Here is a 25,012-nt window from a genome sequence, read left to right on the forward strand (position 1 = left end):
GATCAGGCCGAAATGCTATCACTTCGCCAGACTTGAAAGCACCTCGCTCCGATGCCATCATTATTGCAAATCTGCCATCACATCGAAGGTCATCATGGCGAACATGACAGTAAGGAACCTGCCGGATGAGGTTCACGATCGCCTCCGCGCTCAAGCCAAGTCGAACAAGCGGAGCCTGGAAGCTGAAGTGCGCTCGATCCTCATGCAATCGGCCATCGCATCGAGCGACGGAGGGTTCGGCCATCGCATCCGAGAACGCTACGGCCGCTATCTGGGCGACGACTTGTCCGTGGAAAGAGACCAGACGATGAGCCAACCGGGGCTCTTTGATTGATTATCCTCGACACGAACGTGATTTCTGAGACGCAGAAGAAAGCGCCCGACGATGCCGTGATGGACTGGCTCGACGCGCAAGATCCCACGAACCTCTACCTCAGCACCATTACGGCGGCGGAGCTGGTCTTCGGAGTCCAGTCGATGCCCGAAGGCAAGCGGCGCGACGGTCTGGCGAAGGCCGTGGCTGGAATCCTCGAGGAAGACTTCGCGGGTCGCCTGCTGCCGTTCGATGAGGCGGCGGCGTGGGTTTACGGCGAACGGATCGCAGCGGCGCGCAAGCGCGGCTACGCGATCTCGATGGCTGACGGTCAGATTGCGGCGATCGCGCTCTCCCGGCCGGAGGCGATGGTCGCCACACGCGACCGGACGCCCTTTGTGGCACTCGGTGTAGACGTTCTTGATCCGTGGGCCCTCGGCGGGCCGAGACGCCGATAGGCGGGGCAGCTAAATGACCGGAAGGTCCGTAAAGCTGACCAACGCGCACCGGGTCTCATGAGGAAATCAGCAGGACTTTTCGCCTTCAGCGTCCGCCTGGAGACGCTCGTTTTCCTGTACGGCGTCGCCCTCGACGACGTGCCGACGGAGATGAGGGACTGGCTGCACTACAGGGAGTTTAGCTTGTCGCCTGAGACGCAGACCCACCGCTTTCGCAGGAGCGGCGGTGCAGATGGACCCTTCCATCTTCGGGATGTGTTCCGGGGCAAGTTCCACCGAGGTAAATCACCGCCGGTCACGAAAAAGGCGCGGCCCCCGAAGGGACCGCGCCGCCTGTCTCGCCTGCCTGAGAGTTTACTCCCAGCCTGCCTCGTTGAAGATTTCCTGTGCCTGGCCCAGGTGCTCGGCCACGGCCGACAGGTCGACGTCGTCGGCCTTGAACTCGCCCAGCTTGTCGACGGCCTCGGTGGTCTCGACGCCCTCGACGGCCGGGTACTCGTTGTTGCCCGCGGCGAAGTACTGCTGCGCGCTGTCGCTGGCCAGGTACTCCAGGAACTTCACGGCGTTCTCGCGGTTCGGCGCGTTGACCGCCAGACCGCCGCCCGACAGGTTCACGTGCGCGCCGTTGCTGTCCTGGTTCGGGAAGACCCAGCCGATGCTGTCGATCTTCTCGCTCACGCCGTCCACCTGCTCGGCCATCGCGCGGGCGAAGTAGTAGGTGTTCGACACGGCGATGTCGCACTCGCCGGACACGAGGCCGCGAAGCTGGTCGGTGTCGCCGCCCTGCGGATCGCGCGCCATGTTCTCGACGATGCCGTTCGCCCATTCGCGGGCGGCTTCCTCGCCCTCGTTCTCGATGATCGAGGCCAGCAGCGTCTGGTTGTACGTGTTGGTCGAGGACCGGATGCAGATGCTGTCGTCATAGGCCGGATCGGCGAGCTCCATGTAGGTCTGCGGCGGATTCTCGACGCGGTCCTTCGCGTAGAAGATGATCCGTCCGCGCAGCGAGAAGCCGAACCACTGGTTGTCCGCGTCCTGGTACTGGCCGGGGATGCGCTGTTCCAGCACGTCCGACTCGACCGCCTGCAGGACGCCCGCATCCTTCGCACGCTGCAGGCGCGAGGTGTCCACGGTCAGCAGCACGTCCGCGGGCGAGTTCGCGCCCTCGGCTTCCATGCGCGCGATCAGCTCGTCGGCGTTGCCCTCGATGCGGTTGATCGTGATGCCGGTCTGGTCCTCGAAGTCCGAGTAGAGCCGTTCGTCCGTGTCGTAGTGGCGCGAGGAATACAGGTTAAGCTCGCCCTGCGCGAAGGCCGGCGCGGCTGTGGCTGCCACGGCCAACGCGAAGATCGATACGGTACTGAAACGCATGGAGGTTGCTCCCGTCTGGTTGATAGTTGACTTGTTTGGTCAGATACCAGAGCGCCGGAGCAGGTCAACTGATTTTCCGAGTCATTCTGTCAGGTTGGCGTCTGCGCACCGAGCCGCGCGGCCATCACGGCTGGCATCGCGGCGACCGCCAAGGCCAAGCCGGACGAGCGGAACGAGGTTGTCGGCCCGGCACGATCCGCCGACAAAGCGGCCGCATGGCGCGACAAGTGCAGCTGGCATGACCATTTGCCCTACAGTTACCATAACATGGATTATCGGCTAAACAAATTGTACGTGGGCACATTCTAAACCGGGTTGCGACAAATCCCCTATCTTGCTGGAAAGCAAGGAGAAGGAAGATGGCCCACACGGAACTGGATCTGCGTGAACGTCGCCTGATCGAGGACATGCTGAATGTGAAGGTAGGTTCACATTCGAAGTCCAAATCCTGTATGAAACCAGAAACGTGCACGGAGGACATGTGATGGGAAGCAGTTACGCTCACCTGAGTTTCAGGAGCGCATCAAGATTGAAAAGTGGCGGGATGCAAAGATGCCCGTCTGGCGAGGATCAAGCCAAACTGGCGTTTCCATGGCGCAGCGTCGTTAGGCCGGTTTTCCGACCTTCCTATGCCGCTGCACGGCGTGTTTAGCCGTCCACGGGTAGCTCCAGTTTTCTTAGATGCCTGCATGTTCCAGGTTCGGCTTCCGTTCTAAGTCGGCGGGTGACAGCATAACGTCCTCGCCTGTACGCGCTTCGGTCATGCGCCTTCGCGGCTCCGGCAGAGACTGCTTGATGCGCAGGCGACTTGGCCTGCTCGGCGGGCAGCTGGTCGCCAACTCGATACCGGCCGAGGCCGAGTTCGCGCGCGAGACGCTGGCGTCGATTATGGCGGCAGCCAACGACGACGCGGTCGAACACGGCATCGTACGGCATCACCGGCAAGGACCTCGCGCCCTACCTGCTGCAGCGCATCTACGAGAAGACCGAGGGCCGCTCGCTCGAGGCGAACGTGGCGCTGGTGCTGAACAATGCCCGCCTCGCGGCGCAGATCGCCCGCGCGTTGAGCAGTCTGTAGGCGGCGCCCCGAGCCATCCGTCGGGCCCATCGGTCGTCCGGCTGCAGACCATTGCCCGGCGCTGCGCGATTGCGTAACGCTGTGCCGAACCACGCGGACCGCAGCCCATGACCACTCCAATCACGCATCCCCCCAAGCGGCGGCGCCTGCTGTCCAGCCTGCGGGCCTCGTTCCTGACCGGGATCGTGGTGATCGCGCCCGTGGGCCTGACGCTGTGGCTGATCTGGGCGGTGATCGGCTGGGTCGACGGCGTCGTGCTGCCCTTCGTGCCCGACGCCTACCAGCCCGAGGGGCTGGTCAATCGCTGGCTGGGCAACACCGACCCGTTGGCCGACGACTGGATCGCGGTCAACGTGCGCGGCGTCGGCGTGATCGTCTTCCTGATGTTCACGCTGATCGTCGGCTGGATCGCCAAGGGGCTGATCGGCCGGTCGCTGATCCGCGCGGCCGAGGGCCTCGTCGATCGCACGCCGGTCGTGCGCAGCATCTATTCCGGCATCAAGCAGATCGCCGAGACGGTTTTTGCCCAGTCCGAGCGCAGCTTCGAGAAGGCCTGCCTGATAGAGTATCCGCGCAAGGGCATCTGGGCGCTCGGCTTCGTGTCGACCGACACTCGTGGCGAAATCGCCGACAAGGCGGCGGGCGGTAGCGCGATGCTGTCGATCTTCGTGCCCACGACGCCGAACCCGACCTCGGGCTTCCTGCTGTTCTACCCCGCCGACGAGGTGGTCGAACTGGACATGACGATCGAGGACGCGGCCAAGCTGGTGATCTCGGCGGGGCTGGTCTATCCGACCGCCCCCGAGGCCAGGGCCGCCGTCGAGGCGCGGCTGCATCAGGTCTCCTGGGGCGTGACCGCCGCTGCTTAATCCAGCACGTATCCTGCGCCCCGCATCCTCGGCCGAGCCGGTGCGGATGAAGCCGGGATTGGCCAACTGCACGTCGACGCCCGTGGGGCGCAGGTCGGCGTAGAGCGATTCCCGCCAGCACCATCACCGCCGCCTTGGACGCCGCGTAGGGCGCCGCTGCGGGCAGACTGCGGAAGCCGAAAAGAGAGCCGGTCAGCACGATACGGCCCGCGTCACGCTCGACGAAGCGCGGCAGCACCACACCCATCAGGCGTAACATTCCGGTGAAGTTCTCATCGGTTATCTCAATGGCCTTATCAGCATTCCAGTCCTTCGCGCCGAAGTGAGCGTAGACACCGTTGGTCTGCACCGCGCCGTCGATCTCGTGCCGGTCGAAGATCGCTCAAATTTCGGCGGCTTGTCGATGTCGATGGCTCCGGCTCGGTCGCACTTGAAGACGAGAACGGGAAGCTGAAGAACGACCAGGTCAATGCTCGGCAACGCAATCCTGATGTCGAGCGAATCACCAGAGATCTTCAAGTTGCTTGCGAACGACGCGGCGCGACGGTGAGTGAACGCAAATTGAGTTTCTCTTCACCGCGCCAGGCGTAGGCACAGACCCTTTCGGGATAATCGAGGCATGCCGCGCGGGCCTCTTCGATTCCCGGCGGCCCCGTTATCTTGTAGTGCCCCACGAGCACGATCAACGGGTTCCCGATCAACACGAAGAGCGAGAAGATGATCGCGCCGGCGACATGCGTGCCAAGAAGCGACAGGTCGAGCGCCGAGCCCAAGGCGATGAAGAAAAACAGCAGCAGGAAGTCGCGCAGCGGGGCGAGGCGGGCTGCAATTGTCTCACGATAGGGTGTTGAGGCGAGCGCGACGCCCGCCAGCAGCCCGCCGACCTCCTTGTCCAGTCCGACGATGTCGCCGACGGCCGCGAACATCGCCGCCATTGCAATGTCGAAAACCACCAGAAGTTCGGGCGCATGGGCCAGGCGTTCGCACCCGCGCTTCGTCTCGCCTTCTATTCAATGCCGAACGATGATCAGAGAGAATACCTTGAAGACGAGCAACGGCACACTTCGCTTGATCTTGCCCGTTTCGCGTCCTCGGCGGGTTTCGGAGAGCCCCGGCAGATTGTTCGGTATGAAGCGAACGCAGCCCGGCACGAAATTATGAAAGCTGCGGAGGAGGAAAAGGCGGATCTGGTCGTGCTGTCGACGCATGGCCGGACCGGCGCCGCAAAGCTGCTTATCGGCAGCGTTACCGAGCATGTCCTCAAGAACGCGGCGGTGGATGTTCTCGCGCTGCCGGCCGTTCACGATTTGTGAAGGACTGCCCGGCTCCGACATCTGAGGCATGTCGGACAGTTGCGGCGGCCTGGGGTCAGCCACGTGTTCGCCTGACTTATCGCGGTCCGCGCCGACCCGGTCCCGGCTCCTGCAATGCCGCGGCCTGGCCCCGTCAAGCTCTATTGAAGTCACTGCCCAAGCGGTTCGCGGCAATCAGTAGTTTACCAGAGCGAACGCTGCCACTCCGGCCGCGAGCGCGCCACCTATTGCCAGGAAGCGGCGCGTGTGGCGGCGGTCCTGGCGCGAGGCGCCGCCCGCGTAGTCGAAGCGTTCGTAGATCACGCGGTCCATCGGCATGCCGATATCGAGAAGCGCGTCGGAGACCGCGGTGACCATCCCGCCCGGACCGCACATCAGGGCGATGGCCCGCGTAGGGTCGAGGCCGTCGAGCAATGCGCGCAGACGGTCGTGATCGAGAAGTCCCACCTCGCCGCTCCAATCGGCGGTAGAGGTCTCGGAAAGCAGCAGCACGCGAAGGTCCAGATGCGCGCGCGCCGCCTCGATTTCATCGAGGCAGGCAAAATTCGCCGGATTGCCCGCCGCATAGGCCAGCCGCACCGGGCGCCGCTCGCCCCTTGCCACCATGTCGCGCAAAAGCCCGATGATAGGGGCTATGCCGACCCCGCCGGCGACCAGGACCACGGCATCAGCCTCGGTCGCTTCAAGCGTGAACTCGCCATAGGGGCCGTCGAGGCCGACAGGAGTCCCCGGCGCCAGCGTGCCCACCGTTCGGGTAAAATCCCCGACCTCCTTGATGATGAGCTTCACCCCGCGGTCGCGCGGACTGTCAGAGAGCGAAAACGGATGATCGAAAAGCGGGAAGCGGCGCCGCCCGACGGTCAGCCAGACGAACTGGCCGGCGCGGTAGACCAGCGGTGGTGTCCGCGGATCGGGCTCGACATGCAACTGCCACATCCGGTCGGCCACGCGCGTGGCGCTGACAAGACGCCAGGGCCGCAGGTGCAGCTTCAGCCAGCGCCAGCCGTAGAGCGCCGCGACCGCCGCCGCCACGGCGCCCCCCGCAGCCAGCCAGAGCGGTGGCAGGGGCGCGGCCGCACTGAAGCGCCCTGCTCCAAGCGCGTGGTGCAGGCCGCTGACCACCGCCACGATACCAAGCGGCAGGTGCGTCGCTCGCCAGACCTCGTAACGCCATGGCAGCCACTCGCGCAGCAGCGACGTGATCAGCAACAGAGCGAATGCGGCCCACGCCACCACCCCGCTGCGGTAGTGCGGCGCGGTCAGGTAGACCTCAAAGCGCTCGCGCCCCAGCGCCGGGGTCTCGATCCACGTCGGCAGAACGTAAAGGAGCGGATGCAAGGCCACTGCCACCAGAACCCACCACGCAGCGATCTTGTGGAACGCCATGATCTTGTCGATGCCCAGATGACGCGAGACGACATCGAACCGGCCCGATGTCACGAACTGCACCGCCATCGCCACCACCGCAACCAGCCCAAGCCCCGCCGCCGCACGCTCCCAGGGGTCGGTCGGCGTTGGCGTCCCGAGAAGCGCCAGCGCGAGCGGGAGCAGGCAGATGCCGAGATAGAGCGCGGCCAGCACTGGCCCCGGCAGCCGCGCCGGGCGGCGCGCGGCGGCCGACGCGGCGGCTTGGCTATCGTCGGTGCGCGTCATCATCGTTCACTGATCCGGTCAAATCGCCTACGGTGGACCATAGACCAGATCGGGCCGCCGCGTGAACCTCAAGCGCCGTCCCCGGACCGCAGGAAGGGACAACGGCACATGCTCGGAAAAGCCATCCACTCGGCGGTTTTCGTCGCAAGCCTGCTTGTGACATCCGTCGCAGGCGCGCAGGACGACAAGGCGGAACTTTCGGTAATCGTTGAAGCGTGGCGAAACGCGCCGCACGGCGACTACCACTCACCGTCCTTCACCCACTGGAACGCCGAGGGCGAGGTGCCGACGCAGTGCGCGGCCTGCCATTCCGAACTCGGCTTCGTGGATTTCCTGGGCGCGGACGGAAGCGTGACGGGCGTCGTCGACGCGCCGGCGGCGATCAATTCTCCGATCGGATGCGCCTCCTGCCACACGAGCGCCGCGCACGATCTCGACACGGTTTCCTTTCCTTCCGGCGAAAGCGTCGGCAGCCTCGGCCCGTCGGCCGTCTGCACCGTCTGCCACCAAGGGCGCGCGTCCACCGACACCGTTTCCGGGAGGATCGAGAACCTGGACGAGGACGAGGTCGACCCGGACCTGAGCTTCGTCAATGTCCATGACGGCGTGGCCGCCGCCACGATGCACGGCGCGCAGGTTCGCGGCGGTTATCAATACCTCGGCCGCGACTATGTCGGCCGTTTCGAACACGTCCCCAGCGCGAGCACCTGCACCGCCTGCCACGATCCCCACAGCACGGAAGTCGCAACCGAGACGTGTCTGTCCTGTCATCGCGGCGTCGACACAATCGAGGCGATCCGCACGCGGCACCACGACTTTGACGGAGACGGCGACACGGCAGAAGGCATCCACGGCGAGATCGAGACCCTGCGCGACCGGCTGGGGGAGGCCATCTCCGACTATGCTGCGATCGTGGCGGAAGCGCCTATCGGGTATTCCACCGAGGCCTTTCCCTACTTCTTCGCCGACACCAACGGCGACGGCGCAATCGACGCGGACGAGGCCGCCTTCCCGAACCGCTACCAGGGCTGGACACTGCGCCTGCTCAAGGCGGCCTACAACCATCAGTTCGCGCACAACGACCCAGGCGCCTACGTGCACAATCCGGGTTATGTTCTTCAGCTGCTGCACGACAGCATCGCCAGCCTTGCCGAGCGGGTCGATGTGGACGTGCCCTTGGTCCGGCGGGACTGATCGGGCCGAAAGATCAGCACCAGCAACTCAGCGAATGTGCAAGATGTCGCCGCGAAATGGGCAGCTTCAAAAATCTCCAGTCTTTCAACCCGGCATCCTCTCGGTCTTCGTGAGATCATTGGGATCGCTCCCTTGCCGCGACCCTCACCTCAGGTCGCAATGTGGCTTGTAACGTCGTTCACGAGTGGCAAACTCTCCGAGCGGCAGGCGCGCGGACGGACCGGAAGCCAGTTCGCACAGGTTGACCGCCAGGATCTGCAACACCAGCAAGGAGCGCACCTTGTCAGATGCATCCGACACGAAACCGGTATGGCATACGCTCGGCCCCCGTGAGGCCGCAGACCATCACGATGTCGATCCGAGCGTCGGCCTCGGAGACGAGGAGGCCTCGGAACGGCTCGATCGCCACGGACGCAACGAGCTGGAGGAGAGCGGCGGGCGCACGATCTGGCACATTCTATGGGAGCAGATATCGTCGGTCCTGATCCTCATTCTCGTATTCGCCGGCGTTCTTGCCGCGCTGCTCGGGAAGTCTGTCGATGCCATCGCGATTCTTGCGATCGTGCTCCTCTTCGTCGTTCTTGGTGTCGTGCAGGAATACCGCGCGCAGCGCGCGATCGCTGCGTTGAAGCAGATGTCGGCGCCGGCGGTCCGGCTGCTGCGCGGCGGACGCACGATCGAGGTCGCCTCGCCACACTTGGTTCCCGGTGACATTATCCTGCTCGAGGCAGGCAACATCGTGCCGGCGGACCTGCGCGTGGTCGAAAGCCGGGCTCTTCGCGTTCAGGAGGCGGCGCTCACGGGCGAATCCGAAGCGGTCGAGAAGGCGGTCGAGGCACTTGGCGAACCCGAGCTCGGAATCGGCGATCGGACGAACATGGCCTACAAGGGCACTGCCGTGACCTACGGGCGCGGCAAGGGCGTCGTCGTCGAGACCGGGATGCGCACCGAGCTCGGGCGGATCGCCACCATGCTTCAGGGCGTGCGCCATGAGCCCACGCCGCTGCAACGCCGGCTCGACAGCCTGGGCAAGGTTCTTGCGGTAGCCGCGGTGGGAATTGCCGCGCTGGTCGCGATCGCGGGCTGGCTACGGGGAGACGACATCACGCTCGTCCTGCTCACCGGCGTCAGCCTCGCGGTCGCCATCGTGCCGGAGGGGCTGCCGGCGGTCCTCACGCTGACCATGGCGCTCGGCAGCCAGAGGATGTTGAAGAGGAAGGCGTTGATCCGGAAGCTGCCTGCAGTCGAAACCCTCGGCTTCGGTAGCTCAGTTCCGCACCGCCGCCGAGTTCGCGCTCGACCGTGAAGCTGATCAGCCGCGTGCCGAAGCCAGTCGCCTCCGGTGGCGCCGTCTCGGGGCCATTGGTTTCCTCCCAGCGCAGGTGGACCCAAGTGGCGTTGTCCTCGTCTGTCGAGAGGTCCCAGTCGACCTTCACCTGGCCATCCGACACCGAGAGCGCGCCGTATTTCGTGGCGTTCGTGACCAGCTCGTGCAGGATCATGCCCAGTGGCGTCGCCTTGCTGGGCTGCAGGTCAACCTTTGGTTCGTCGGCCACCAGGATGACGCGGTCCCCATCCAGGTATGGCTCGATTATAGCGCGCGCCAAGGCCGGCAGCTCCGCGATCTTTCCGGTGGAGGTCACCTCCATCGAGCGCCCCAGCGCTTCGAACCGGCCGAGAAAGATGTCGCGGTATTCCTCGGCACTGCGCCCGGCCACGTCGGTCTGGCGCGCCAGAGCGTGCGTCACCGACAGCAGATTCTTGATTCGGTGATCGAGCTCACCGATGAGGATGTCCTTCTCGGCCTCTCCGCGCCGGCGTTCCGTGGCGTCAGAAAGCGTCACCAGCAAGACGCGTTGCTCGTTAACGGAATGCGCGAGGCGCTGCGCGCTGACCAGCATCGTCCGCAAGCCGATTTTGGGGAACTCGGCCGTGACCTCATAGTCGAAGACCGACGCGCTGCGCGGGATCACCTGTTCGAGGAGAAGGCGCAGTTCCTCTATGTTCCACTGCCCGTCGCCCAACTTGTCGAAAGGCACGTCGATCGTGGCTTCGCGATCGGTATGAAACGTCCTGTAGAAGGCAGGATTGGCGCTGATGACGGTCAGGTCGGGCCCGAGCACCAGAAGAGCATCGCGGATCGTGTCGACGACCCCCTGCGCCCGCACATGAGAGGCGCGCAGAAGGCGATACAATTCGTCGAGATCCACAATGCGCTCCGATGCTTCACGATTTTTGCGCGACATTCGCACGCGCCAGACCAAAAGAGCAAGAACGTCAAGGAATTCCTCTGGAGGGGCCGCAATACGGGCATCGCCGCACAACGATGACCGGTTCGAGCCCTTCTACAACATTCATCTTTGCGCGTGCCGCAGGCGGGGCTCTCCTGCATGCCGAGTGTCGGCCCTGGCCGACAAATCCCGGGTGAGGCTTCCCGGCCGTATTCCCAGTCGTGACCCGCCTGTCGAGATGTGTAGGCTCTGATCCGCGCTTCGGCTCAGACTGCAACGATGGTGTGGCGCGCGGATACCGGACGCCTTTTTTGAGCGCCATGTCAGGACGAGACACTGGAGGCGTTATTCAAGAGAAATCGAGAGGCGATAGATCAATCCTTCAGAACGATACTCGAGCTCCGCTGCGCCTTCCATCTCCGCGCTCGCCACCTTCTCCAGCAGGCGCGTTCCAAAGCCCATCCGTTTCGGCGGCGTCACACTCGGGCCGTCGAACTCCTGCCAACGCACCTCCAGCCGCGACAGTTGTTCGCCGCCATCAACATGAAACTCCACCTGAACTCGTCCTTCCGCGACCGATAGCGCGCCATACTTAGCCGAGTTGGTGGCAAGTTCGTGCAGCGCCAAACCGAGCATCCGGCCTTTCCGCGCAGATAGACGGACGGAAGGGCCGCTGATGGTAATTGCCTCGGCACGGTCGCCCCGATACGGCCCAAGGATGTCGAAGGCGGTCTGCCGAGGATCGGCGGTCTCGCCCTGATCTTGGAAGACGAGGCTCTCCGCCTTCGCCAAGGCCTGAAACCGGCCGATCAACGAGTCCCGGAACTGTTGCGCCGTGCGTCCTTCCAACGACGTCTGCGATGTGAGCGCCTGCACGAGGCCCAGAATGTTTTTCACCCGATGCTCGAGTTCGCGCGCGATCACCGATTGCTCCCGCGCGTGCCGCTCGAGCTCCTTGTGCGAGCGTATCCGCTCGACTGCCGAGGCGAGAAGATTGGAATAGTTTTGCAGGAAAGAAATCTCGTCATCGTCAAAGTCGCAGTGTTCCCGAGCATCAACCTCGAGCACGCCAAACGGCTTCTCCTCGCCGACGATGATGACGTTGATCATGCTCTTCACCCCGTGGCGAACGAGGACGTCCGATATCTCGAAACGATCCTCCGCCCCGATATCGCGGGACACCACCGGCTCGTTTGTAAGCAGAGCAAAGCCTGCCGGCGACTTTTCGTGATCCGCCAAGGTGACATGGCCGACGACGCCGGGTTCCCAGTTGACGCCGGCCCGGAGCAGGAAGTCGCCGCGTTCGGGCCGGTGCTCCAGCACTTTGACCAGATCCACCTGGAATGCATCAGAAATGAGTTCCGCCGCCCTCGTCAGCAGCGTGTCAAGATCCCGGCAGCGGAAAGCGAAGAGACCGAAATCTGCAAGCGCCTTGCGCTGTGCTTTGAGGTCGCTTGACAATGGATGAACTTCCCTTTGCGCATGGCTACTGATCAAGACGGCTATCATGACGCGCGTCGTCAGCGCAAACTACTGAAACGTTGGCACGTTTATCCATATGAAACATGACTAAGTGTCGGAAACCTTTGGAAAAACGACGTCAGCGGCATTGAAGCCATCAGCCTGCCGAACAAGGGCCGTGTGCCGATTTCTGGCATTGGCGCGTCCGCGGGCGGCGCTCATGCGCTCCGCCGTCTGTTTCGGCAATTGGAGAAGCACATACACAAGCTGATCGAGATCTTCACGCGCCCGCAAAGCGTGGCTTGGCGGGCGTCGTTCAGGACGTTGTTCGGGTGGGCGAGAACACGGTGCTTGACTACGGCACGTTCACGATCTCGCTCTCCGAGAAGATGGGCGGCAGCATGGTTGGGGGCGAATACGTGGCGCTCGCTGAAACGGGCGACACTGTCCTGATCCACAGCCTGTCCGGTTTCCCCAGGCGCGAGGGCCTGCCGGGGCAACATTGACGCGGGCGGGCGCTGAAAGAGCGGTCCTCGCCGCGCGGATCGGCCCTGCTTTCGCGGGATCAAGAGCGCTGGCTTCCTGCATCAGCTTCTCGAAACAGGGTTCCTCACATCGTGCGCGCCGGCATCAGTGAGCCTAAAGATTTATTGATCCCGCCACGGTCGAGTCTCCGTCATGGGCCGCGCCGCCTGGTAGGCATGTCCGGCGGCGAGAACCTTGTTGTCCTGCCAGCGGGCGCCAACCAGTTGCAGTCCGATGGGAAGACCGGTCGACGAGCGGCCGCAGGGCACTGACAAGGCGGGCTGGCCCGTCATGTTGAAAGGCCAGGTGAACGGTGTCCATGTCATCCAGTTCTCGTTTTCCCAGCCCTCGGGAACGACGCGACCGGCACCGAAGGGAAGCACGGGAACCGTCGGCGTGAGAAGCAAGTCCCAGCGACGATGGAAGCGCTCCATGCGGTCGATCAGGCTCATCCTCTCGTTCATGGCACCCATGTAGTCGAGCATCGTCAGACCTTCGGCTTTCTCGACCATGTCCATGAAGCCGGGCTCCAACAGGGCCCGCGCCTCGGGACCGTAGTCGCGTAAGGCGTTCGCGCCACCCGAGGCGTAGAGGGTCCAGTAGGCATCCAACTGGTCCCCGAGTTCGGGATCGACGTGCTCCACGAGGGCACCGAGCTCCTCGAAGGCGGCCGCGGCCTGTTCGACGGCGGTCGCAATCTCCGGATCGACATTCACATCGAGACCGAGCGTCGGGGAATAGGCAATTCGAAGATCGCGCGCATCCAGGTCCAGTGCCTTCATCAGGTCGCGGGCGGGCCGGGGAACGGTGTTGTCGATCCAGTCCGCCTCTGCCAGGAGCGACATCAGCAGAACAACGTCGCCCACGGTCCAGCCGATCGCGCCAACATGCCCGAGCGGCGCGAAGGTGCTGGGCGGCCACATTGGCGCGCGGTCGACGGTGGGCTTGTGTCCCACGACGCCGCAGAACGACGCCGGAATGCGGACCGAGCCGCCCGCGTCCGTCCCGAGCGCGAGCGGCGCCATCCCGCAAGCCACCGCGGCGGCCGACCCGCCCGAAGAGCCGCCCGACGTCATCTGCAGGTCCCAGGGGTTCCGAGTCACGCCGTTGAGGGCGCTGTCGGTCGTGGCCTTCCAGCCGAATTCCGGCGTGGTCGTGCGGCCCATCAGGATCGCTCCGTGCCGCTTCAGCGTGGCCACGGCGGGCGCGTCGACCTTGCAGGGCGTCTCGGTCGTTGCGCGCGACCCCTCGCGGTTCGGCCAGCCGCGCATGTCGAAGACATCCTTCACGGCCACGGGCACACCTTCCAGATCGCCCAGGGGCAACTCTCGCCGCCAGCGTTCGTGCGACCGCTTCGCCTGCTCGAGGACGTCCTCTTCGTCGAAGGCGCAGAAGGCGTTCACGCGGGGCTCGAACTCGGCGATCCGGTCAAGGCAGGCGCGGACCGTCTCGGGCGGCGTGTGGCGCACATCGCGGTAGAGTTGAGCAAGTTCGAGCGCGGTCTGATCTGAAAGGTCCAGTGTCATGAAGCCTCCTCTCCTTCCTGCGTGGTCGGGCTGACTTTTCTGAAACCCGGCCGGCGACCGCGACGTTCCGTTGCCGAGGATGACAGGGAGACCGCGCGTGACCGCAGTGACGCTTGACGCATCCGGGCTCCGGCTGAGGAGCACGGACATCGCCGACCTGACCTTCGTGCGGGAAGCCGAGTCCGCACCCGAGAACCGCGCCTTCGTCGGGCAGTGGACCGAGGCCGAGCACGCCGCCTGCATGGACGACGCCGACTGCCGGCACCTGGTGATCGAGGACCCGCGGAACGGAGAGTTGCTGGGCTACGTCGTGCTCCAGGGCCTTCGGGACCCGAGCCGCGCCATGCTACTCCGTCGCCTTGTGGTCGCCAGGAAGGGACGCGGCGCCGGACCGCGGGCGGTAGAGGCCGTCATCCGCCACTGCTTTGACGATTGCGGCTTGCACCGCCTGTGGCTCGAGGTGCGAGAGGACAATCCGGCCGCGCGTCGCATCTACGAGCGCTTCGGCTTCGTCACCGAGGGTCGGCAACGGGAAAGTGTGAAGGTCGGGGAGAGCTACGTGGACACCTTGTGGATGTCGATGCTCGAAAACGAGTATGCCGCCCGCAGCCGTTCGGCTTCCAAAATAGCTCCTCGTTGGAGCGACCTCCGGTGAGACAGGTTGAGAACGTCGGCGAGTGAGAGACGCTGCAGGCGTCGGGAGGTGCATTGGCGAAAGGATCAGCCCATAGCTCCGATGTCCGCTTTCGGAATCGCCGCACTGCGCCAAACTCAGATGGCCTAACGCCGGCTCAGGGTCGGTCGTGTCGAATCCACCCGTGCTGCAACCGCGAAAGCCTCGATCACAGCGGCGGGTGGTTTGGGCTCGGACCGGTCGTTCGATGTCGCCCAGTCTGTGAATCCTACACGAACACGACTGCAACATCTCGAGCGTCCAGAACGGCTCCCCCCAGATCTTGACCGTGCCGGATACTGCCTCCCGTCGCACGGCCTTCGGTTGCCATTGGAACTGGGGTTCGCGGCCGCACGTTTGCCCGAACTGACGGCGCATGACAACAAATAGCGTCGGCCCTGGCACAATGTGTATTTCGAAAGGAATGTCGACATGACTGACGATACCACCCGAAAAGGCTCCGGCGAGGCGCGGCGCCAGGCCAAGGGTCTGGCCGAAGACGCGCGCCAGGCGGGCCAGCAGGCCTATGACACCGTCAAGGACGAGGCCGGCCATCAGGCCGAGGAGGCGCAGAGCCGGATCGCCTCCGAGGCGGGAGACGTGGCACAGGCGCTGCGGAAGGCCGCCGAGGCAAGCCGCGACGGCTCTCCGCAGGAACGCACGTTCGGCCAGATCGCCGACGCGCTGGCGGATGCCTCGGAAGGCTTCAGCCGCAAGGATCTGGGCGAGCTTGTGAGCGACGCAAACCATTTCGCGCGCCGCAACCCGATCGCCTTCCTCGGCGGCGCCGCGCTGCTGGGTTTTGCCGCCGCACGCTTCGCCAAGGCAAGCAGCCCCTCGGGCCATGATGGCTTCGAGACCCGGCCGGGGACGCCCATGGCCGCACCGGCAGCCCCAGCAAGCCCGGCAGCACCGGCAGGCACCCCCAGGACCGGAGGAATCTCGTAATGGCGACCAACGACAACCCTAACCTGCATACCGACGAAACGCCGGCACAGGCGCAATCCACCCTGTCCCTGGTGCGCGAGGCCCTGACCTCGACGGCGCTCCTCCTCGGAGCGTTTTTTGCGGCGAGCGCCGTCATCTTCTTCTCGGGCATGAAGATGACCGGCCTGGCAGACCGGCTCGCCGACAGGACGGGCCTGGGCGAAGCGATTATCGGCGGCGTTCTTCTGGGGCCGCCACTTCTCTTGGCGGAATCATCGTGTCGGTGACCGCCGCGCTCGACGGGCGCGCGTCGCTTGCATTCTCCAACAGCGTGGGCGGGATCGCGGCGCAAACGCTCTTCCTTGCCGTCGCCGACATGTTCTATCGCAAGATCAATCTGGAACACGCCGCAGCCGATCTCGGCAACGTCTTCCAAGGGATCGTCTTGATGGTCCTGCTGACGCTGCCGTTCCTGGCGATGTCGGCCCCGGAATTCACGATCTGGGCGGTGCACCCGATCTCGTTCGTGATCCCGCTCGTCTATGCCGGCGGGCTGTTCGCGCAGCGCGCCGTGCAGGAACACCCGATGTGGGAGCCCGTCGAGACTCAGGACACGAAAGAGGATGCGCCCGACGACGAGGACGAGGAGAGCCGCGCCCAAAGCACGCTGCGCCTGTTCCTGATCTTCGGCGGGCTGATGCTGCTGATGGGCACGGCGGGCTACGTGATCGCGAAAACTGCTTCGGAACTGGCGGACAGGCTGGATGTCGCGGATTCGACGGTGGGTGCGCTCGCTACCGCCGTCGTGACCTCGATGCCCGAGCTGGTGACGACCGTCGCCGCCGTGCGCCGCGGCGCCCTGCAGCTTGCCGTGGGCGGCATCATCGGCGGCAACACCTTCGACACCCTGTTTTTGGTGGCCTCCGACATCTCCTACCGCGAGGGCTCGCTCTACCATGCGGTGGGTGATGCGGATTTCTACTGGATCGCAACTGCGCTGGTGATGACGGGCGTCCTGATCGGCGGCCTGATCATGCGGCAAAGGCAGGGCCCCGGGAAGATCGGCGCGGAAAGCATCCTCCTGCTGGGGATCTATGCTGCGGCGGTTGCCGTCCAGTTCCTTGCCAGAGGGTGATACGCGTGCATCAGCGCGCTTCCACCGTCGGCGACACGGCGGCCTGAAGCGCGCCGGCCATCATGGCTCGGCAGGGTATCCGAGCGGACGAGAAACCGACGGAGTGCGACCGGTGGAGCGGTCGCGCCTTCCGGCGGCCGGGCGAAGCGCTTTCGGGCCCAGCCCAGCCAGCCTTCCTTGTGCGAGCCGCTTCCTGCGCGTAGCACTGCCGAATGCTCATCGAGATTTCGATCGTTCTGTTTCTGATTCTGGTCAACGGATTCCTCGCGATGTCGGAACTCGCCGTGGTCTCCGCACGGCCGGCGCGGCTGAGGGTTCTGGCCGACCGGGGTAGCAGGGGGGCAGCCACGGCCATAAGCCTGGCCTCCGATCCGGGCCGTTTCCTGTCCGCGGTGCAGATCGGCATCACGTTGGTGGGCGTCCTGTCCGGCGCCTTCTCGGGCGCCACTCTGGGCCTTCGCCTGGCTGACGCTCTCGCCGCCGCGGGCGCGCCCGCGGGCATTGCAGCCACCCTTGGCGTCGGCGGCGTGGTCATGGTCATCACCTACCTCTCGCTCATCGTCGGTGAACTTGTCCCCAAGCAGATCGCCCTGCGCGCGCCGGAGGTCGTCGCGGCTCGCGTCGCGCCGGCGATGCGGATGATCTCTCGTGTCGCAGCACCGCTTGTCTGGCTGCTCGACAAGTCCGGCAAGATCGTCCTCCGTCTTCTTGGTCAGTCGGGACACGGCGGGTCAGGCATGAGCGACGAGGAGGTGCGCATGGTAATCTCCGAGGCGCGTCAGGCGGGGGTCATCGAACACGCCGAGAACGAGATGATCGCCGGGGTGATGCGCGTGGCCGATCGCACCGCGCGCGGTCTCATGACACCGCGCCACGAGGTGGACCTGGTCGACCTTGCCGACGGTTCCACGGCCGTTCTGGAGCAGGTGCGTGCGAGCCGCCGCTCCCGGCTACCCGTCCGGGACGGCGCGGCGGACGACATCGTGGGTGTTCTGACCACGCGCGACGTGCTGGAGATCGGGCCTGCGCCCGATCTCGATGACCTTCGCGCGCTCATCGTCCCAGCGAAGATCGTCCTCGACGGAATGCCGGCGCTCGATGTTGTCGAGACGCTCAAGCAAGGGCCGGCGCAAATTGTGCTCGTCTTCGACGAATACGGCCACTTCGAGGGCATCATCACAGCGATGGACCTCCTCGAGGCAATCACCGGAGACTTCGCCGACGTTGAGTATCCAGAGCCGAAGATCGTCGAACGCGAGGATGGAAGTCTGCTGGTGGCTGGCTGGATGCCGGTCGACGAGTTTGCCGACAAGGTCGGTCTCGCGCTGCCCGACGGTCGCGATTTCGAGACCGTCGCCGGGCTGATCCTCGACCACCTCGGCGCTCTCCCTGACGTCGGTCAAAGGATGGAGATCGGCGGCTTCGAGATCGAGGTTCTGGACCTCGACGGACGGCGCATCGACAAGGTGCTCGTCTCGCGGAGGGCTGCGGATTCTTGAGCGGCACCGCCGCCTGTTGCCCCCGACTGGTGCGGCCTTCTATCCGTGTGGCGGAACCCTGAAGGCTGGCCGTCATTCTTCCGACAGCATCCAATGCGGCGACGAGAATGGAGGTATCGAATGAATAGTGAGCCGGCACTTCGCACCGGTGGGCATCGCCGAACGATTGCTCGGGCCAGCGCGAACTGATGGATCAAGCCGCCCATCCGCCTTCCGAGACACCGCCTGCCATCCTGCGACCCGGAGACACATGCTGGCGCATCGCGCATGCGGACCGCATGTTGGTGATCGTCGATGCCGCGCCTTACTTCGCGGCCCTGCACGCGGCGCTACAGCAGGCCCGGCACAGCGTCATCATGATCGGCTGGGAGTTCGACACGCGCATCTCGCTCTTGCCGCAAAGAGACGGCGACGGCGTCCCGACGCGGCTCGGCAAGTTTCTCAGCTGGGTGGTCCGCCAGAACCCGGACCTGAACATCTACCTTCTCGAGTGGGATACGGGCATGGTCCAGGTCCTGGGGCGCGGCTCAACGCCATTGCGGATCGCCGACTGGATCTCCGGCAGTCACATCCACCTGAAGCTCGACTATGCCCATCCGACGGGCGCCGCGCATCATCAGAAGATTGTGGTGATCGACGACGCTCTGGCGTTCTGCGGCGGGATCGACACGACGACGGACAGGTGGGACACGCGCGAACACCTTGACGAGCATCCCTTGCGCAAGCGGCCGACTACGGGGCGCAGCTACGGCCCGTGGCACGACGCGGCGGTGGCCGTCGATGGCGACGCCGCTCGCGCGCTGGGAATCCTGGCGCGCGATCGCTGGAAGCGGGCAACGGGTGACGAACTGGACCCGCCGCCTTCGGTGCCGCCTGTATGGCCGAAGGACCTCGTGCCGACATTCGAGGATGTCGATGTCGCGATTTCGCGAACGGCCCCGTCCTATGGCGGGCGCGAGCCCGTGCACGAGATCGAGGCGCTCTACCTGGCGATCATCGCCGCGGCGCATCACAGCGTCTACATCGAGAGCCAGTATTTCGCGTCCCGCATGATCGCCGAAGCGATCGCCGAGCGGCTTCGCGAGCCCGACGGCCCGGAATTCGTGATCGTGAACCCCGAAACGGCAGATGGCTGGTTGGAAGAAGAGGCTATGGGCTCGGCACGGGCTCGCTTGCTTGCGCTAATCCGCGAGGCGGACCACCATGACCATTTCCGGCTCTACACGCCCGTGGCGGAGCAAGGCACGCCCATCTACGTGCACGCCAAGGTCGTGGTGCTGGACGACCGGCTCTTGCGGGTGGGGTCCTCGAACCTGAACAACCGGTCTCTCGGCATGGACACCGAATGTGACATGATAATCGAGGCGCAGGACGACATCGCTGCGGACCCTGAAGTGCGGCGGCGGATCGTCCGGCTTCGCAACGACCTGATCGCCGAGCATCTGGACGTGGATACAGGGAATGTCGAGACGGCGATCGAGCAGGCGAACGGCAGGCTTATCGGCGCAATAGAGGCGCTGCGCGGGGGCCGGAAGACGCTGGTCCCATTCACGCCTCCGGATCTCAATGTGGTCGAAGAAGAGGTGCTGGGCGAAAACGACCTGTTCGATCCCGAACGGCCGGCGCGGCGCTGGCGTCCGTTCCGCCTGTTCTCGCGTCCGACGAAGTAGCGCAGCGCTGATTACTCACTTCTGCCGCGGAGAAATTGCACGGCAGCAATCCGACGTCTTTCTGGGCGAAAGCATGCAGATCGTGCTACACGGTTGATCCGATGCGATGCCATCGAAGTCTCTCGCGACGGTGCCAAGCGTGAAGCAGAAGCGGGGCGCACGCCCGGGTCGTGATTGTGCACGCACGGCTTAGTGTGCAATGTCCGTGCATGGAGAAGCTCTCGTCACTTTGGTCCGGCGACCTCGCGCTCAATGATGCATTCTGGACATGGGCGGTGACGGTAGGTCTGCTGATCAATTTCGGCACCAGCATCCTGTTTCTGGTGCTGATTCTCCAAGACCGGCCGCTGGCCGCCGTCATCGCCGGATACGCGTTCTCCATACCCTACAACATCGTTGCGACGGTCGGCGTCTGGCGGTCGGCCGCACGCTACGCAGGGCCACCTGTCCACGCCGATCTTGCACGGATCGCAACAGTCATTCTGATGGCGGCACTGACGCTGACCTGAGAAAGGCACAAGCGTGCCGACGGATGATTGCCTCCGCGCTGGCGCTCAGGTGTGCAGCGCAGCTTCGGGCATGGCATCCGTGTGCTTGCCCATCCCGCTCAGTAGGCACCTGAGGACGTCCGATCCGGTGATCACGCGCTTCTGCCCGGGCGACCACAGCAGAATGACGGTCTCGTCGTGCCCGGCGTCCTGCTCGCGATGCGTGGAGAGCGTTCCGAGAGCCTTGTCCAGCGTATCGGTCGGGGTCGTGACCACGGCCGGCCGATGACAGTAATCGCCGGGGCCGGCATCCTTTCCCAGCGCCAGAAAATCCCGAAGAAACGCGTTCGCATTCATCAGAAGACGTGGCTGATCTTCCTCGTCGGTCAGGACAATCCACTTCTTCTGCGAAGAAGCCAGCCTGCGCAGGAACGGATCGTCGGCGGCGTGAGCGATCTCCGGGAAAACCGGCTGTTCGCCGTCGAAGGGGATCTTCAGGATACTGTTGGGATCAAGGGGCTTTCCCTGATCCTGCACCACCAGGTCATCGAGCGCGAGGAAGTTCGTGGCCCCGATCGCCTCGACGCGGCCGACTTCGCTGCCGGTATTCTCGGCATGGTAGCGCAGGATGTTGTGCAATTCCCGTTCCCGGAACCAGGGAATCGTTTCCGTGCCCACCCAGGCATCCAGAAGACGCGCGGTGGGCTTCGCGATCGGCCAGAACAGGATGCGGTAAAATTTCAGGATCGGCGCAAACAGCGCGACGGCCCGCAACGCGTTGCGCGAGAAATAGGCCTGCGGACCGATCTCGCCCAAGGCGGTGATGACTATGGTCGAAAACAGGAAGGCCAGGACGCCCGCCATCACCGAATCCGCGAGCATGGTCAGAAGCACGTTGATCGCGACATTGCCGATGAGGATCGTGACCAGCGTGAAGTTCGCGTCCCGCCGAAGGTCGAGCGCGCTCGACGCGCTCTTGTCCCCTGCAGCGGCCGCCGCCTCGAGCCGCAGGCGGCTGAGGCTGAACACCGCGATGTTGCACCCCGAGAACAGGGCGGATTGCGAGATGCAGAAAGCGATCCCGAGCCAGATCAACAGATCGTTCATGGTATACCCTAAGCGCTCGGGGTGAACCGGCGGATGTGCCGATGGTTCCGTCGGGATACGAGTGCGCCCCGCTCAGACGCGATGCCAATCGCCGAATTTCGCGAGAGTTGGGGCCAAACCCGCGTCACCCGCGTTGGCAGTCTGAAAGCCGGGACGTTGCGCCACGATGTGGCACGCGTTCGCCTGAATGCCGCGAGCACCAGAAGGGCCCACGATGCTCCAATTAACTGATGAACGGCCATGGTTCGCGGCGAAACTGCTCATGTTGACGGTCATCATCATTGCGACGCTTGCTGCCTGGCAACTTTCGCATATCCTGCTGCTGGTGTTCGGCGCCGTTCTTGTCGCGGTGCTGCTGAAGGCCGTGGCGCTTCCCATCGAGAGGTTCACCCCGGTTTCCGAACAATGGTCGGTTGGCGTCGCGTGCCTGATCGTCGGCGGAGTGCTGGCCGGCTTCTTCACACTGATGGGGAGGCAGGTCAGCCAGCAGGTCACGACCCTCATCGAGGGCGTTCCGGACCTGCTCGCGTCGCTGGAAGAGCGGTTTGGTGTCTCCGGCCTGCGGGGCTGGGTCGAGGAGCAGCTTGCCGACGTGTTTCAGGACGGTGAAATTGCCATCAGTTTGGCCGAATACTCCACGTCAGCCCTCACTATCGTGGCGCATGTGCTGATCGTCCTGACGTCGGGGATCTACCTTGCCTTGAGGCCCCGGGCTTACAAGAACGGCCTGACGAGCCTGTTCCCAAAACGGCGTCAGGCTCAGGCCCGGGACACCATGGAGACGATCGGACAGGCCCTAAAGCTTTGGCTGCTGGGGCAACTCGTGGCGATGGTTCTGGTAGGGGTTCTGACGACGCTCGGGCTGTGGCTGCTCGGCATCCCTTCCGCATTGGCGCTCGGTCTCCTGGCCGGATTGCTCGAGTTCGTGCCCTTCATCGGGCCGACCCTGAGCGCCGTTCCCGCGATCGCGCTTGGATTGTCAGAGAGCCCGTCGACGGGGCTGTGGGTGGCGGGTCTCTACATCCTTGTCCAGCAGGTCGAAGGGAACCTGATCACGCCTCTGGTCCAGCAACGCGCGGTCGACCTGCCGCCGGTGGTAACGATCTTTGCGATCCTCAGCTTTGGCGTTCTGTTCGGCGCGATCGGCGTGCTGCTTGCGACCCCGCTGGCGGTAGTCTGCTTCGTCCTGGTCAAGAAACTCTGGATGCAGGACATTCTGCACGAAGATGTGGATGTTCCCGGCGAGGAAGACGACGGATCGGACTACGCTGAGAGCTGAAACGCGATCTTTTGGTCCTGGAGCGAAGCGCCTCGCCTGCCGCCAAGCCTGCGTGGGGGCGGAGAGCATGCGGATTCAACTTGCAGCTAAAAACTGTTCGCGGTGTTGCTCATGACGGTTTCAATCTTCTCGAGAGTTTGGTCGTCCGGCAGGCCCGGGCCGGTTTCAGCGCTGCCCGTAGAGCCCTTTGCTGACGGTTGCCCTGGATCAGACCGCGTCTCTCATCTCGGCCTCGAGGCGCTTCTGGAACCTGCGGCGGGCGAGCCATCCGCGCAGCTGCTTGGTCGCCATCTTCTCGGGCTGGAACACTACGTCCTCGCCCTCGCGGGTGACGCCGTAGGCTTTGGATCCGGCCGAGGTCATGGCCGAGTATCCAGTCTGGGCCGCCACGGTCAGGGTCAGGCGCTCGATCGTCTCGGGTGCGACGCGCTTGTTTCCATGCATCTCTATCCGCGCCATCAGATCCTCGAAGCTGCCCGCGTCAAGGTAATCGCCCGACGCCAACGGCCCCTCGTTCGTCGCGCCGCGGGCGGATTCCAGGTCCTCGCTGCGGATGTTGTCGTTCTGGGTGATATAGGCCGTGCCACGCTCGCCCGCGGCCTCGTAATCCGCGATGATCGCGCTGACGTAGATTGGCTCGGTGCCCATGTTCGCAATGAAGAGCCGGGCATTTGCGGCGATCGCCCTCTCGCTCATCCCCTGCGCATACTTCAAGCGCAGCACATCCCGTATTCGGCGCATCGACAGTCGTCCCGTTGGCATCTCGGCTCCCTCGTTCAAAAAACGAGGGTCACCGTAGCTTCAGACTGTCGGCCAAACCCGCCCACGATCGCGTGGAACGGCTGCCCATCATCGCGTGGAATCGCTGCCCACGATCATCTGGAACGGGCGCCTATCATCCCGTGGAACACGCACGTCGCCCGCGATGATCGTGCACCACCTCGCGCCTCGGCGAGACGTGGCCGGGGCAATGCCCCGGAGTATGCGGCCAGCCCCAAAGCTCTTCTGGCGTCTGCAAAGCGTGCTGCGGTCTGGCACGGTATCCAGACCGACCAGCGCAAGAGATTCTCTGCGAAGCCTATAGCTCGCTTGGACGCCAAGCCGAGCAGCACCTTCAATGTACGGTACAGGGTGGTAGTTCGCGAAGGCATTTCCACGATCAGTTCTTGGCCTGCGTGATGTGCGTCAGGGCCACACGATCGCCGGTATTGACCTTCGCTGTGCAGAAGCGCGACGCAGATAGAAAGGCGTTCCTGCCGGAAGCCGAGGCGCTCAGGGACGCGTCATCGCCGGAGGAGCGGATCGAGGCCGCGGAGGCTTCGGGAAAGGATGCCGCGCGCAAGATATAGCCGCCGGCACGAAAGACCCGCTGCAGCTGCGGCTCACCCGCTTCGTCCGCGGCTGCGGCAGCCCCTCGCAGCGCGACGATGTCCTGCGCAGGCTGGCCCGAAGCCTCGGTTCGACAGCAGGCGCCGACGCTGCGGGCAAACGATACGATTCCCATGGCCGCAGTTGCGGCAGAGGCCACAGGCAGCGCGCCCCGCTTTGCCCTCCAGCCCTGTTTTAGCGGCTTGTAAGGGTCCAAGAGGGCGTTATGCTCCACCGGAATGAGGCGGTTCGGACGAGGTGGCGGCGTCTGAAACGATCCGGCGCGGCATAAGAATGGAGTGACTATGTCGAACAGCGTGAGGGACACCGTGACCCGCATCATTGCTGAACAGGCTATGGTCGAACCTGCGGCTGTCACGTCAGATCAGACGCTGGAAGACCTGGGGATAGATTCCTTGGGCCTCGTCGAATCGATCTTCGCGATTGAGGAGAGCTTGAACATTCAGGTACCGTTCAACGCGAACAGCCCCGAGGACAGTGGATTCGACGTTTCGTCCGTCGCCACAATCGTAAAGGCGGTAGAAGGGCTGGTCGCTGAGCAAAAGGCTTAGGAATGCCTCGGCAATACTGCATGTTCCTCCTGCCCTCCTGGTGAAATGAAATCCGGCTCAGGCGGAATACCGCGAAAGCGTCCGCGAGGCTGTTCGTTCCTGCATTGCTGGTTCGACTCGTCCGCCGACGCCCATGGGGCTGCCATCGCCGCGAAGGACCCCCGCAAAGGCGAAAGGGTTGTTGTCCTCGTGACCGATCGCGAGGACATGCAGCGTGAGGATCTCTCTTCGGCCGGAAAGGTCCGCGCGGCATTCTGAGGTGCGCGTGATGGCCGGAACCCGCTCTTGGCATCGGGCAAGGC

At 64.3% G+C, this 25,012-nt stretch carries 25 protein-coding genes and 2 pseudogenes; 17 read left to right on the plus strand and 10 right to left on the minus strand.

What is annotated here, in order from left to right; all coding sequences use genetic code 11:
• Positions 1-94 precede the first annotated feature (94 nt).
• Entirely contained in the window at positions 95-334 is a 240-nt protein-coding gene (locus tag BLW27_RS15945; protein ID WP_089884752.1) for a FitA-like ribbon-helix-helix domain-containing protein, read from the plus strand.
• Positions 331-771 carry a type II toxin-antitoxin system VapC family toxin gene (locus tag BLW27_RS15950; protein ID WP_089884754.1) on the plus strand — a complete coding sequence of 147 codons (441 nt, stop codon included), beginning with the start codon at positions 331-333 and terminating at the stop codon, positions 769-771. Before BLW27_RS15945 ends, BLW27_RS15950 begins: the two co-directional genes overlap by 4 nt.
• A 354-nt stretch (positions 772-1,125) precedes the next feature.
• Here the strand turns inward: BLW27_RS15950 and BLW27_RS15955 are convergent, their stop codons facing one another.
• Positions 1,126-2,142: an extracellular solute-binding protein gene (locus BLW27_RS15955; protein WP_089884756.1), complete on the minus strand. Its 1,017-nt coding sequence runs from the start codon at positions 2,140-2,142 to the stop codon at positions 1,126-1,128.
• A gap of 808 nt (positions 2,143-2,950) precedes the next feature.
• On the opposite strand from BLW27_RS15955, the gene BLW27_RS15960 reads away from it, so the two are divergent.
• On the plus strand, positions 2,951-3,220 hold the full coding sequence (locus BLW27_RS15960) for a pseudouridine-5'-phosphate glycosidase (protein ID WP_425429302.1): 270 nt from the start codon (positions 2,951-2,953) through the stop codon (positions 3,218-3,220).
• A 107-nt stretch (positions 3,221-3,327) separates the two neighbouring features.
• Positions 3,328-4,089 (plus strand): DUF502 domain-containing protein, encoded by a 762-nt coding sequence (locus tag BLW27_RS15965; protein ID WP_089884758.1) that lies wholly within the window; start codon positions 3,328-3,330, stop codon positions 4,087-4,089.
• A gap of 172 nt (positions 4,090-4,261) precedes the next feature.
• On the opposite strand, the pseudogene BLW27_RS21760 reads toward BLW27_RS15965, so the two are convergent.
• Both BLW27_RS21760 and BLW27_RS21765 read right to left on the minus strand, forming a co-directional pair.
• Positions 4,262-4,438, minus strand: a pseudogene (locus tag BLW27_RS21760) (SDR family NAD(P)-dependent oxidoreductase); the annotation flags it as partial.
• 166 nt (positions 4,439-4,604) lie between these two features.
• Positions 4,605-5,042, minus strand: a complete 438-nt coding sequence (locus tag BLW27_RS21765; protein WP_245710907.1) for a cation:proton antiporter domain-containing protein — start codon at positions 5,040-5,042, stop codon at positions 4,605-4,607.
• Between the two features lie 15 nt (positions 5,043-5,057).
• Here BLW27_RS21765 and BLW27_RS15980 point away from each other — a divergent pair, with 15 nt between their 5' ends.
• The gene (locus BLW27_RS15980) at positions 5,058-5,402 is read left to right on the plus strand and encodes a universal stress protein (RefSeq protein WP_089884759.1); all 345 of its coding nucleotides are present in this window, start codon (positions 5,058-5,060) and stop codon (positions 5,400-5,402) included.
• A gap of 174 nt (positions 5,403-5,576) precedes the next feature.
• On the opposite strand, the gene BLW27_RS15985 is transcribed toward BLW27_RS15980, so the two are convergent.
• Positions 5,577-7,058, minus strand: coding sequence for a ferredoxin reductase family protein (locus tag BLW27_RS15985; protein WP_245710908.1), 1,482 nt, complete (start codon positions 7,056-7,058; stop codon positions 5,577-5,579).
• Here BLW27_RS15985 and BLW27_RS15990 point away from each other — a divergent pair.
• Positions 7,032-8,249, plus strand: coding sequence for a cytochrome c3 family protein (locus tag BLW27_RS15990; protein ID WP_218141134.1), 1,218 nt, complete (start codon positions 7,032-7,034; stop codon positions 8,247-8,249). The genes BLW27_RS15985 and BLW27_RS15990 overlap by 27 nt on opposite strands.
• A gap of 184 nt (positions 8,250-8,433) precedes the next feature.
• Positions 8,434-9,213, plus strand: a pseudogene (locus BLW27_RS15995) (HAD-IC family P-type ATPase); the annotation flags it as partial.
• 208 nt (positions 9,214-9,421) lie between these two features.
• Here BLW27_RS15995 and BLW27_RS21770 read toward each other — a convergent pair.
• Both BLW27_RS21770 and BLW27_RS16005 read right to left on the minus strand, forming a co-directional pair.
• Positions 9,422-10,495, minus strand: coding sequence for a sensor histidine kinase (locus tag BLW27_RS21770; RefSeq protein WP_245710909.1), 1,074 nt, complete (start codon positions 10,493-10,495; stop codon positions 9,422-9,424).
• A 330-nt stretch (positions 10,496-10,825) separates the two neighbouring features.
• Positions 10,826-11,989 carry a sensor histidine kinase gene (locus BLW27_RS16005; RefSeq protein WP_089884762.1) on the minus strand — a complete coding sequence of 388 codons (1,164 nt, stop codon included), beginning with the start codon at positions 11,987-11,989 and terminating at the stop codon, positions 10,826-10,828.
• Positions 11,990-12,273: 284 nt separating this feature from the next.
• Here BLW27_RS16005 and BLW27_RS20850 point away from each other — a divergent pair, with 284 nt between their 5' ends.
• Positions 12,274-12,447 carry a hypothetical protein gene (locus BLW27_RS20850; RefSeq protein WP_218141135.1) on the plus strand — a complete coding sequence of 58 codons (174 nt, stop codon included), beginning with the start codon at positions 12,274-12,276 and terminating at the stop codon, positions 12,445-12,447.
• 141 nt (positions 12,448-12,588) lie between these two features.
• Here the strand turns inward: BLW27_RS20850 and BLW27_RS16010 are convergent, their stop codons facing one another.
• Positions 12,589-13,992 carry an amidase gene (locus BLW27_RS16010; protein WP_089884764.1) on the minus strand — a complete coding sequence of 468 codons (1,404 nt, stop codon included), beginning with the start codon at positions 13,990-13,992 and terminating at the stop codon, positions 12,589-12,591.
• A 97-nt stretch (positions 13,993-14,089) separates the two neighbouring features.
• Between BLW27_RS16010 and BLW27_RS16015 the strand changes: the two genes are divergently transcribed.
• The 7 genes from BLW27_RS16015 to BLW27_RS16040 all read left to right on the plus strand — a co-directional run bounded on the left by BLW27_RS16015 (position 14,090) and on the right by BLW27_RS16040 (position 20,405).
• Positions 14,090-14,647 (plus strand): GNAT family N-acetyltransferase, encoded by a 558-nt coding sequence (locus BLW27_RS16015; RefSeq protein WP_177177950.1) that lies wholly within the window; start codon positions 14,090-14,092, stop codon positions 14,645-14,647.
• A gap of 450 nt (positions 14,648-15,097) precedes the next feature.
• The gene (locus tag BLW27_RS16020; protein WP_089884768.1) at positions 15,098-15,613 is read left to right on the plus strand and encodes a hypothetical protein; all 516 of its coding nucleotides are present in this window, start codon (positions 15,098-15,100) and stop codon (positions 15,611-15,613) included.
• Positions 15,613-15,879: a hypothetical protein gene (locus BLW27_RS22020; RefSeq protein WP_342708079.1), complete on the plus strand. Its 267-nt coding sequence runs from the start codon at positions 15,613-15,615 to the stop codon at positions 15,877-15,879. The genes BLW27_RS16020 and BLW27_RS22020 overlap by 1 nt, the downstream gene beginning before the upstream one ends.
• Entirely contained in the window at positions 15,870-16,727 is an 858-nt protein-coding gene (locus BLW27_RS16025; protein WP_342708080.1) for a sodium:calcium antiporter, read from the plus strand. Before BLW27_RS22020 ends, BLW27_RS16025 begins: the two co-directional genes overlap by 10 nt.
• Positions 16,728-16,939: 212 nt before the next feature.
• Complete coding sequence (locus BLW27_RS16030; protein WP_089884770.1) at positions 16,940-18,226, plus strand: hemolysin family protein; 1,287 nt, start codon at positions 16,940-16,942, stop codon at positions 18,224-18,226.
• A gap of 278 nt (positions 18,227-18,504) precedes the next feature.
• Positions 18,505-19,896, plus strand: a complete 1,392-nt coding sequence (locus tag BLW27_RS16035; protein ID WP_245710910.1) for a phospholipase D-like domain-containing protein — start codon at positions 18,505-18,507, stop codon at positions 19,894-19,896.
• Between the two features lie 209 nt (positions 19,897-20,105).
• Complete coding sequence (locus BLW27_RS16040; RefSeq protein ID WP_089884775.1) at positions 20,106-20,405, plus strand: hypothetical protein; 300 nt, start codon at positions 20,106-20,108, stop codon at positions 20,403-20,405.
• Positions 20,406-20,450: 45 nt separating this feature from the next.
• Here BLW27_RS16040 and BLW27_RS16045 read toward each other — a convergent pair whose 3' ends face one another.
• Positions 20,451-21,491, minus strand: coding sequence for a DUF21 domain-containing protein (locus BLW27_RS16045; protein ID WP_089884778.1), 1,041 nt, complete (start codon positions 21,489-21,491; stop codon positions 20,451-20,453).
• Positions 21,492-21,705: 214 nt separating this feature from the next.
• Here BLW27_RS16045 and BLW27_RS16050 point away from each other — a divergent pair, with 214 nt between their 5' ends.
• Positions 21,706-22,770 (plus strand): AI-2E family transporter, encoded by a 1,065-nt coding sequence (locus BLW27_RS16050; RefSeq protein ID WP_089884780.1) that lies wholly within the window; start codon positions 21,706-21,708, stop codon positions 22,768-22,770.
• A 207-nt stretch (positions 22,771-22,977) separates the two neighbouring features.
• On the opposite strand, the gene BLW27_RS16055 is transcribed toward BLW27_RS16050, so the two are convergent.
• Both BLW27_RS16055 and BLW27_RS20855 read right to left on the minus strand, forming a co-directional pair.
• Positions 22,978-23,466: a hypothetical protein gene (locus tag BLW27_RS16055; protein WP_177177935.1), complete on the minus strand. Its 489-nt coding sequence runs from the start codon at positions 23,464-23,466 to the stop codon at positions 22,978-22,980.
• Between the two features lie 463 nt (positions 23,467-23,929).
• Positions 23,930-24,466 (minus strand): hypothetical protein, encoded by a 537-nt coding sequence (locus BLW27_RS20855; RefSeq protein WP_143042307.1) that lies wholly within the window; start codon positions 24,464-24,466, stop codon positions 23,930-23,932.
• Here BLW27_RS20855 and BLW27_RS16065 point away from each other — a divergent pair.
• A complete protein-coding gene (locus tag BLW27_RS16065) occupies positions 24,444-24,710 on the plus strand; it encodes an acyl carrier protein (RefSeq protein ID WP_089884786.1) in 267 nt (88 codons plus the stop codon). The two genes, BLW27_RS20855 and BLW27_RS16065, sit on opposite strands and share 23 nt — an antisense overlap.
• Positions 24,711-25,012: the final 302 nt, after the last annotated feature.

This window comes from Citreimonas salinaria, assembly GCF_900107235.1.
GTDB lineage: Bacteria > Pseudomonadota > Alphaproteobacteria > Rhodobacterales > Rhodobacteraceae > Citreimonas > Citreimonas salinaria.

Excerpts from the sequence above, each read along its gene's own strand:
- BLW27_RS16045 (WP_089884778.1), bottom strand. The coding sequence starts at position 21,491 with ATGAACGATCTGTTGATCTGGCTCGGGATCGCTTTCTGCATCTCGCAA.
- BLW27_RS15980 (WP_089884759.1), top strand. The coding sequence starts at position 5,058 with ATGGGCCAGGCGTTCGCACCCGCGCTTCGTCTCGCCTTCTATTCAATG.
- BLW27_RS16010 (WP_089884764.1), bottom strand. The coding sequence starts at position 13,992 with ATGACACTGGACCTTTCAGATCAGACCGCGCTCGAACTTGCTCAACTC.
- BLW27_RS22020 (WP_342708079.1), top strand. The coding sequence starts at position 15,613 with ATGGCGACCAACGACAACCCTAACCTGCATACCGACGAAACGCCGGCA.
- BLW27_RS15965 (WP_089884758.1), top strand. The coding sequence starts at position 3,328 with ATGACCACTCCAATCACGCATCCCCCCAAGCGGCGGCGCCTGCTGTCC.
- BLW27_RS15945 (WP_089884752.1), top strand. The coding sequence starts at position 95 with ATGGCGAACATGACAGTAAGGAACCTGCCGGATGAGGTTCACGATCGC.
- BLW27_RS21770 (WP_245710909.1), bottom strand. The coding sequence starts at position 10,495 with ATGTCGCGCAAAAATCGTGAAGCATCGGAGCGCATTGTGGATCTCGAC.
- BLW27_RS15985 (WP_245710908.1), bottom strand. The coding sequence starts at position 7,058 with ATGATGACGCGCACCGACGATAGCCAAGCCGCCGCGTCGGCCGCCGCG.
- BLW27_RS16030 (WP_089884770.1), top strand. The coding sequence starts at position 16,940 with ATGCTCATCGAGATTTCGATCGTTCTGTTTCTGATTCTGGTCAACGGA.
- BLW27_RS16005 (WP_089884762.1), bottom strand. The coding sequence starts at position 11,989 with ATGATAGCCGTCTTGATCAGTAGCCATGCGCAAAGGGAAGTTCATCCA.
- BLW27_RS16040 (WP_089884775.1), top strand. The coding sequence starts at position 20,106 with ATGGAGAAGCTCTCGTCACTTTGGTCCGGCGACCTCGCGCTCAATGAT.
- BLW27_RS16055 (WP_177177935.1), bottom strand. The coding sequence starts at position 23,466 with ATGAGCGAGAGGGCGATCGCCGCAAATGCCCGGCTCTTCATTGCGAAC.
- BLW27_RS16050 (WP_089884780.1), top strand. The coding sequence starts at position 21,706 with ATGCTCCAATTAACTGATGAACGGCCATGGTTCGCGGCGAAACTGCTC.
- BLW27_RS16035 (WP_245710910.1), top strand. The coding sequence starts at position 18,505 with ATGTTGGTGATCGTCGATGCCGCGCCTTACTTCGCGGCCCTGCACGCG.
- BLW27_RS16065 (WP_089884786.1), top strand. The coding sequence starts at position 24,444 with ATGTCGAACAGCGTGAGGGACACCGTGACCCGCATCATTGCTGAACAG.
- BLW27_RS15955 (WP_089884756.1), bottom strand. The coding sequence starts at position 2,142 with ATGCGTTTCAGTACCGTATCGATCTTCGCGTTGGCCGTGGCAGCCACA.
- BLW27_RS16020 (WP_089884768.1), top strand. The coding sequence starts at position 15,098 with ATGACTGACGATACCACCCGAAAAGGCTCCGGCGAGGCGCGGCGCCAG.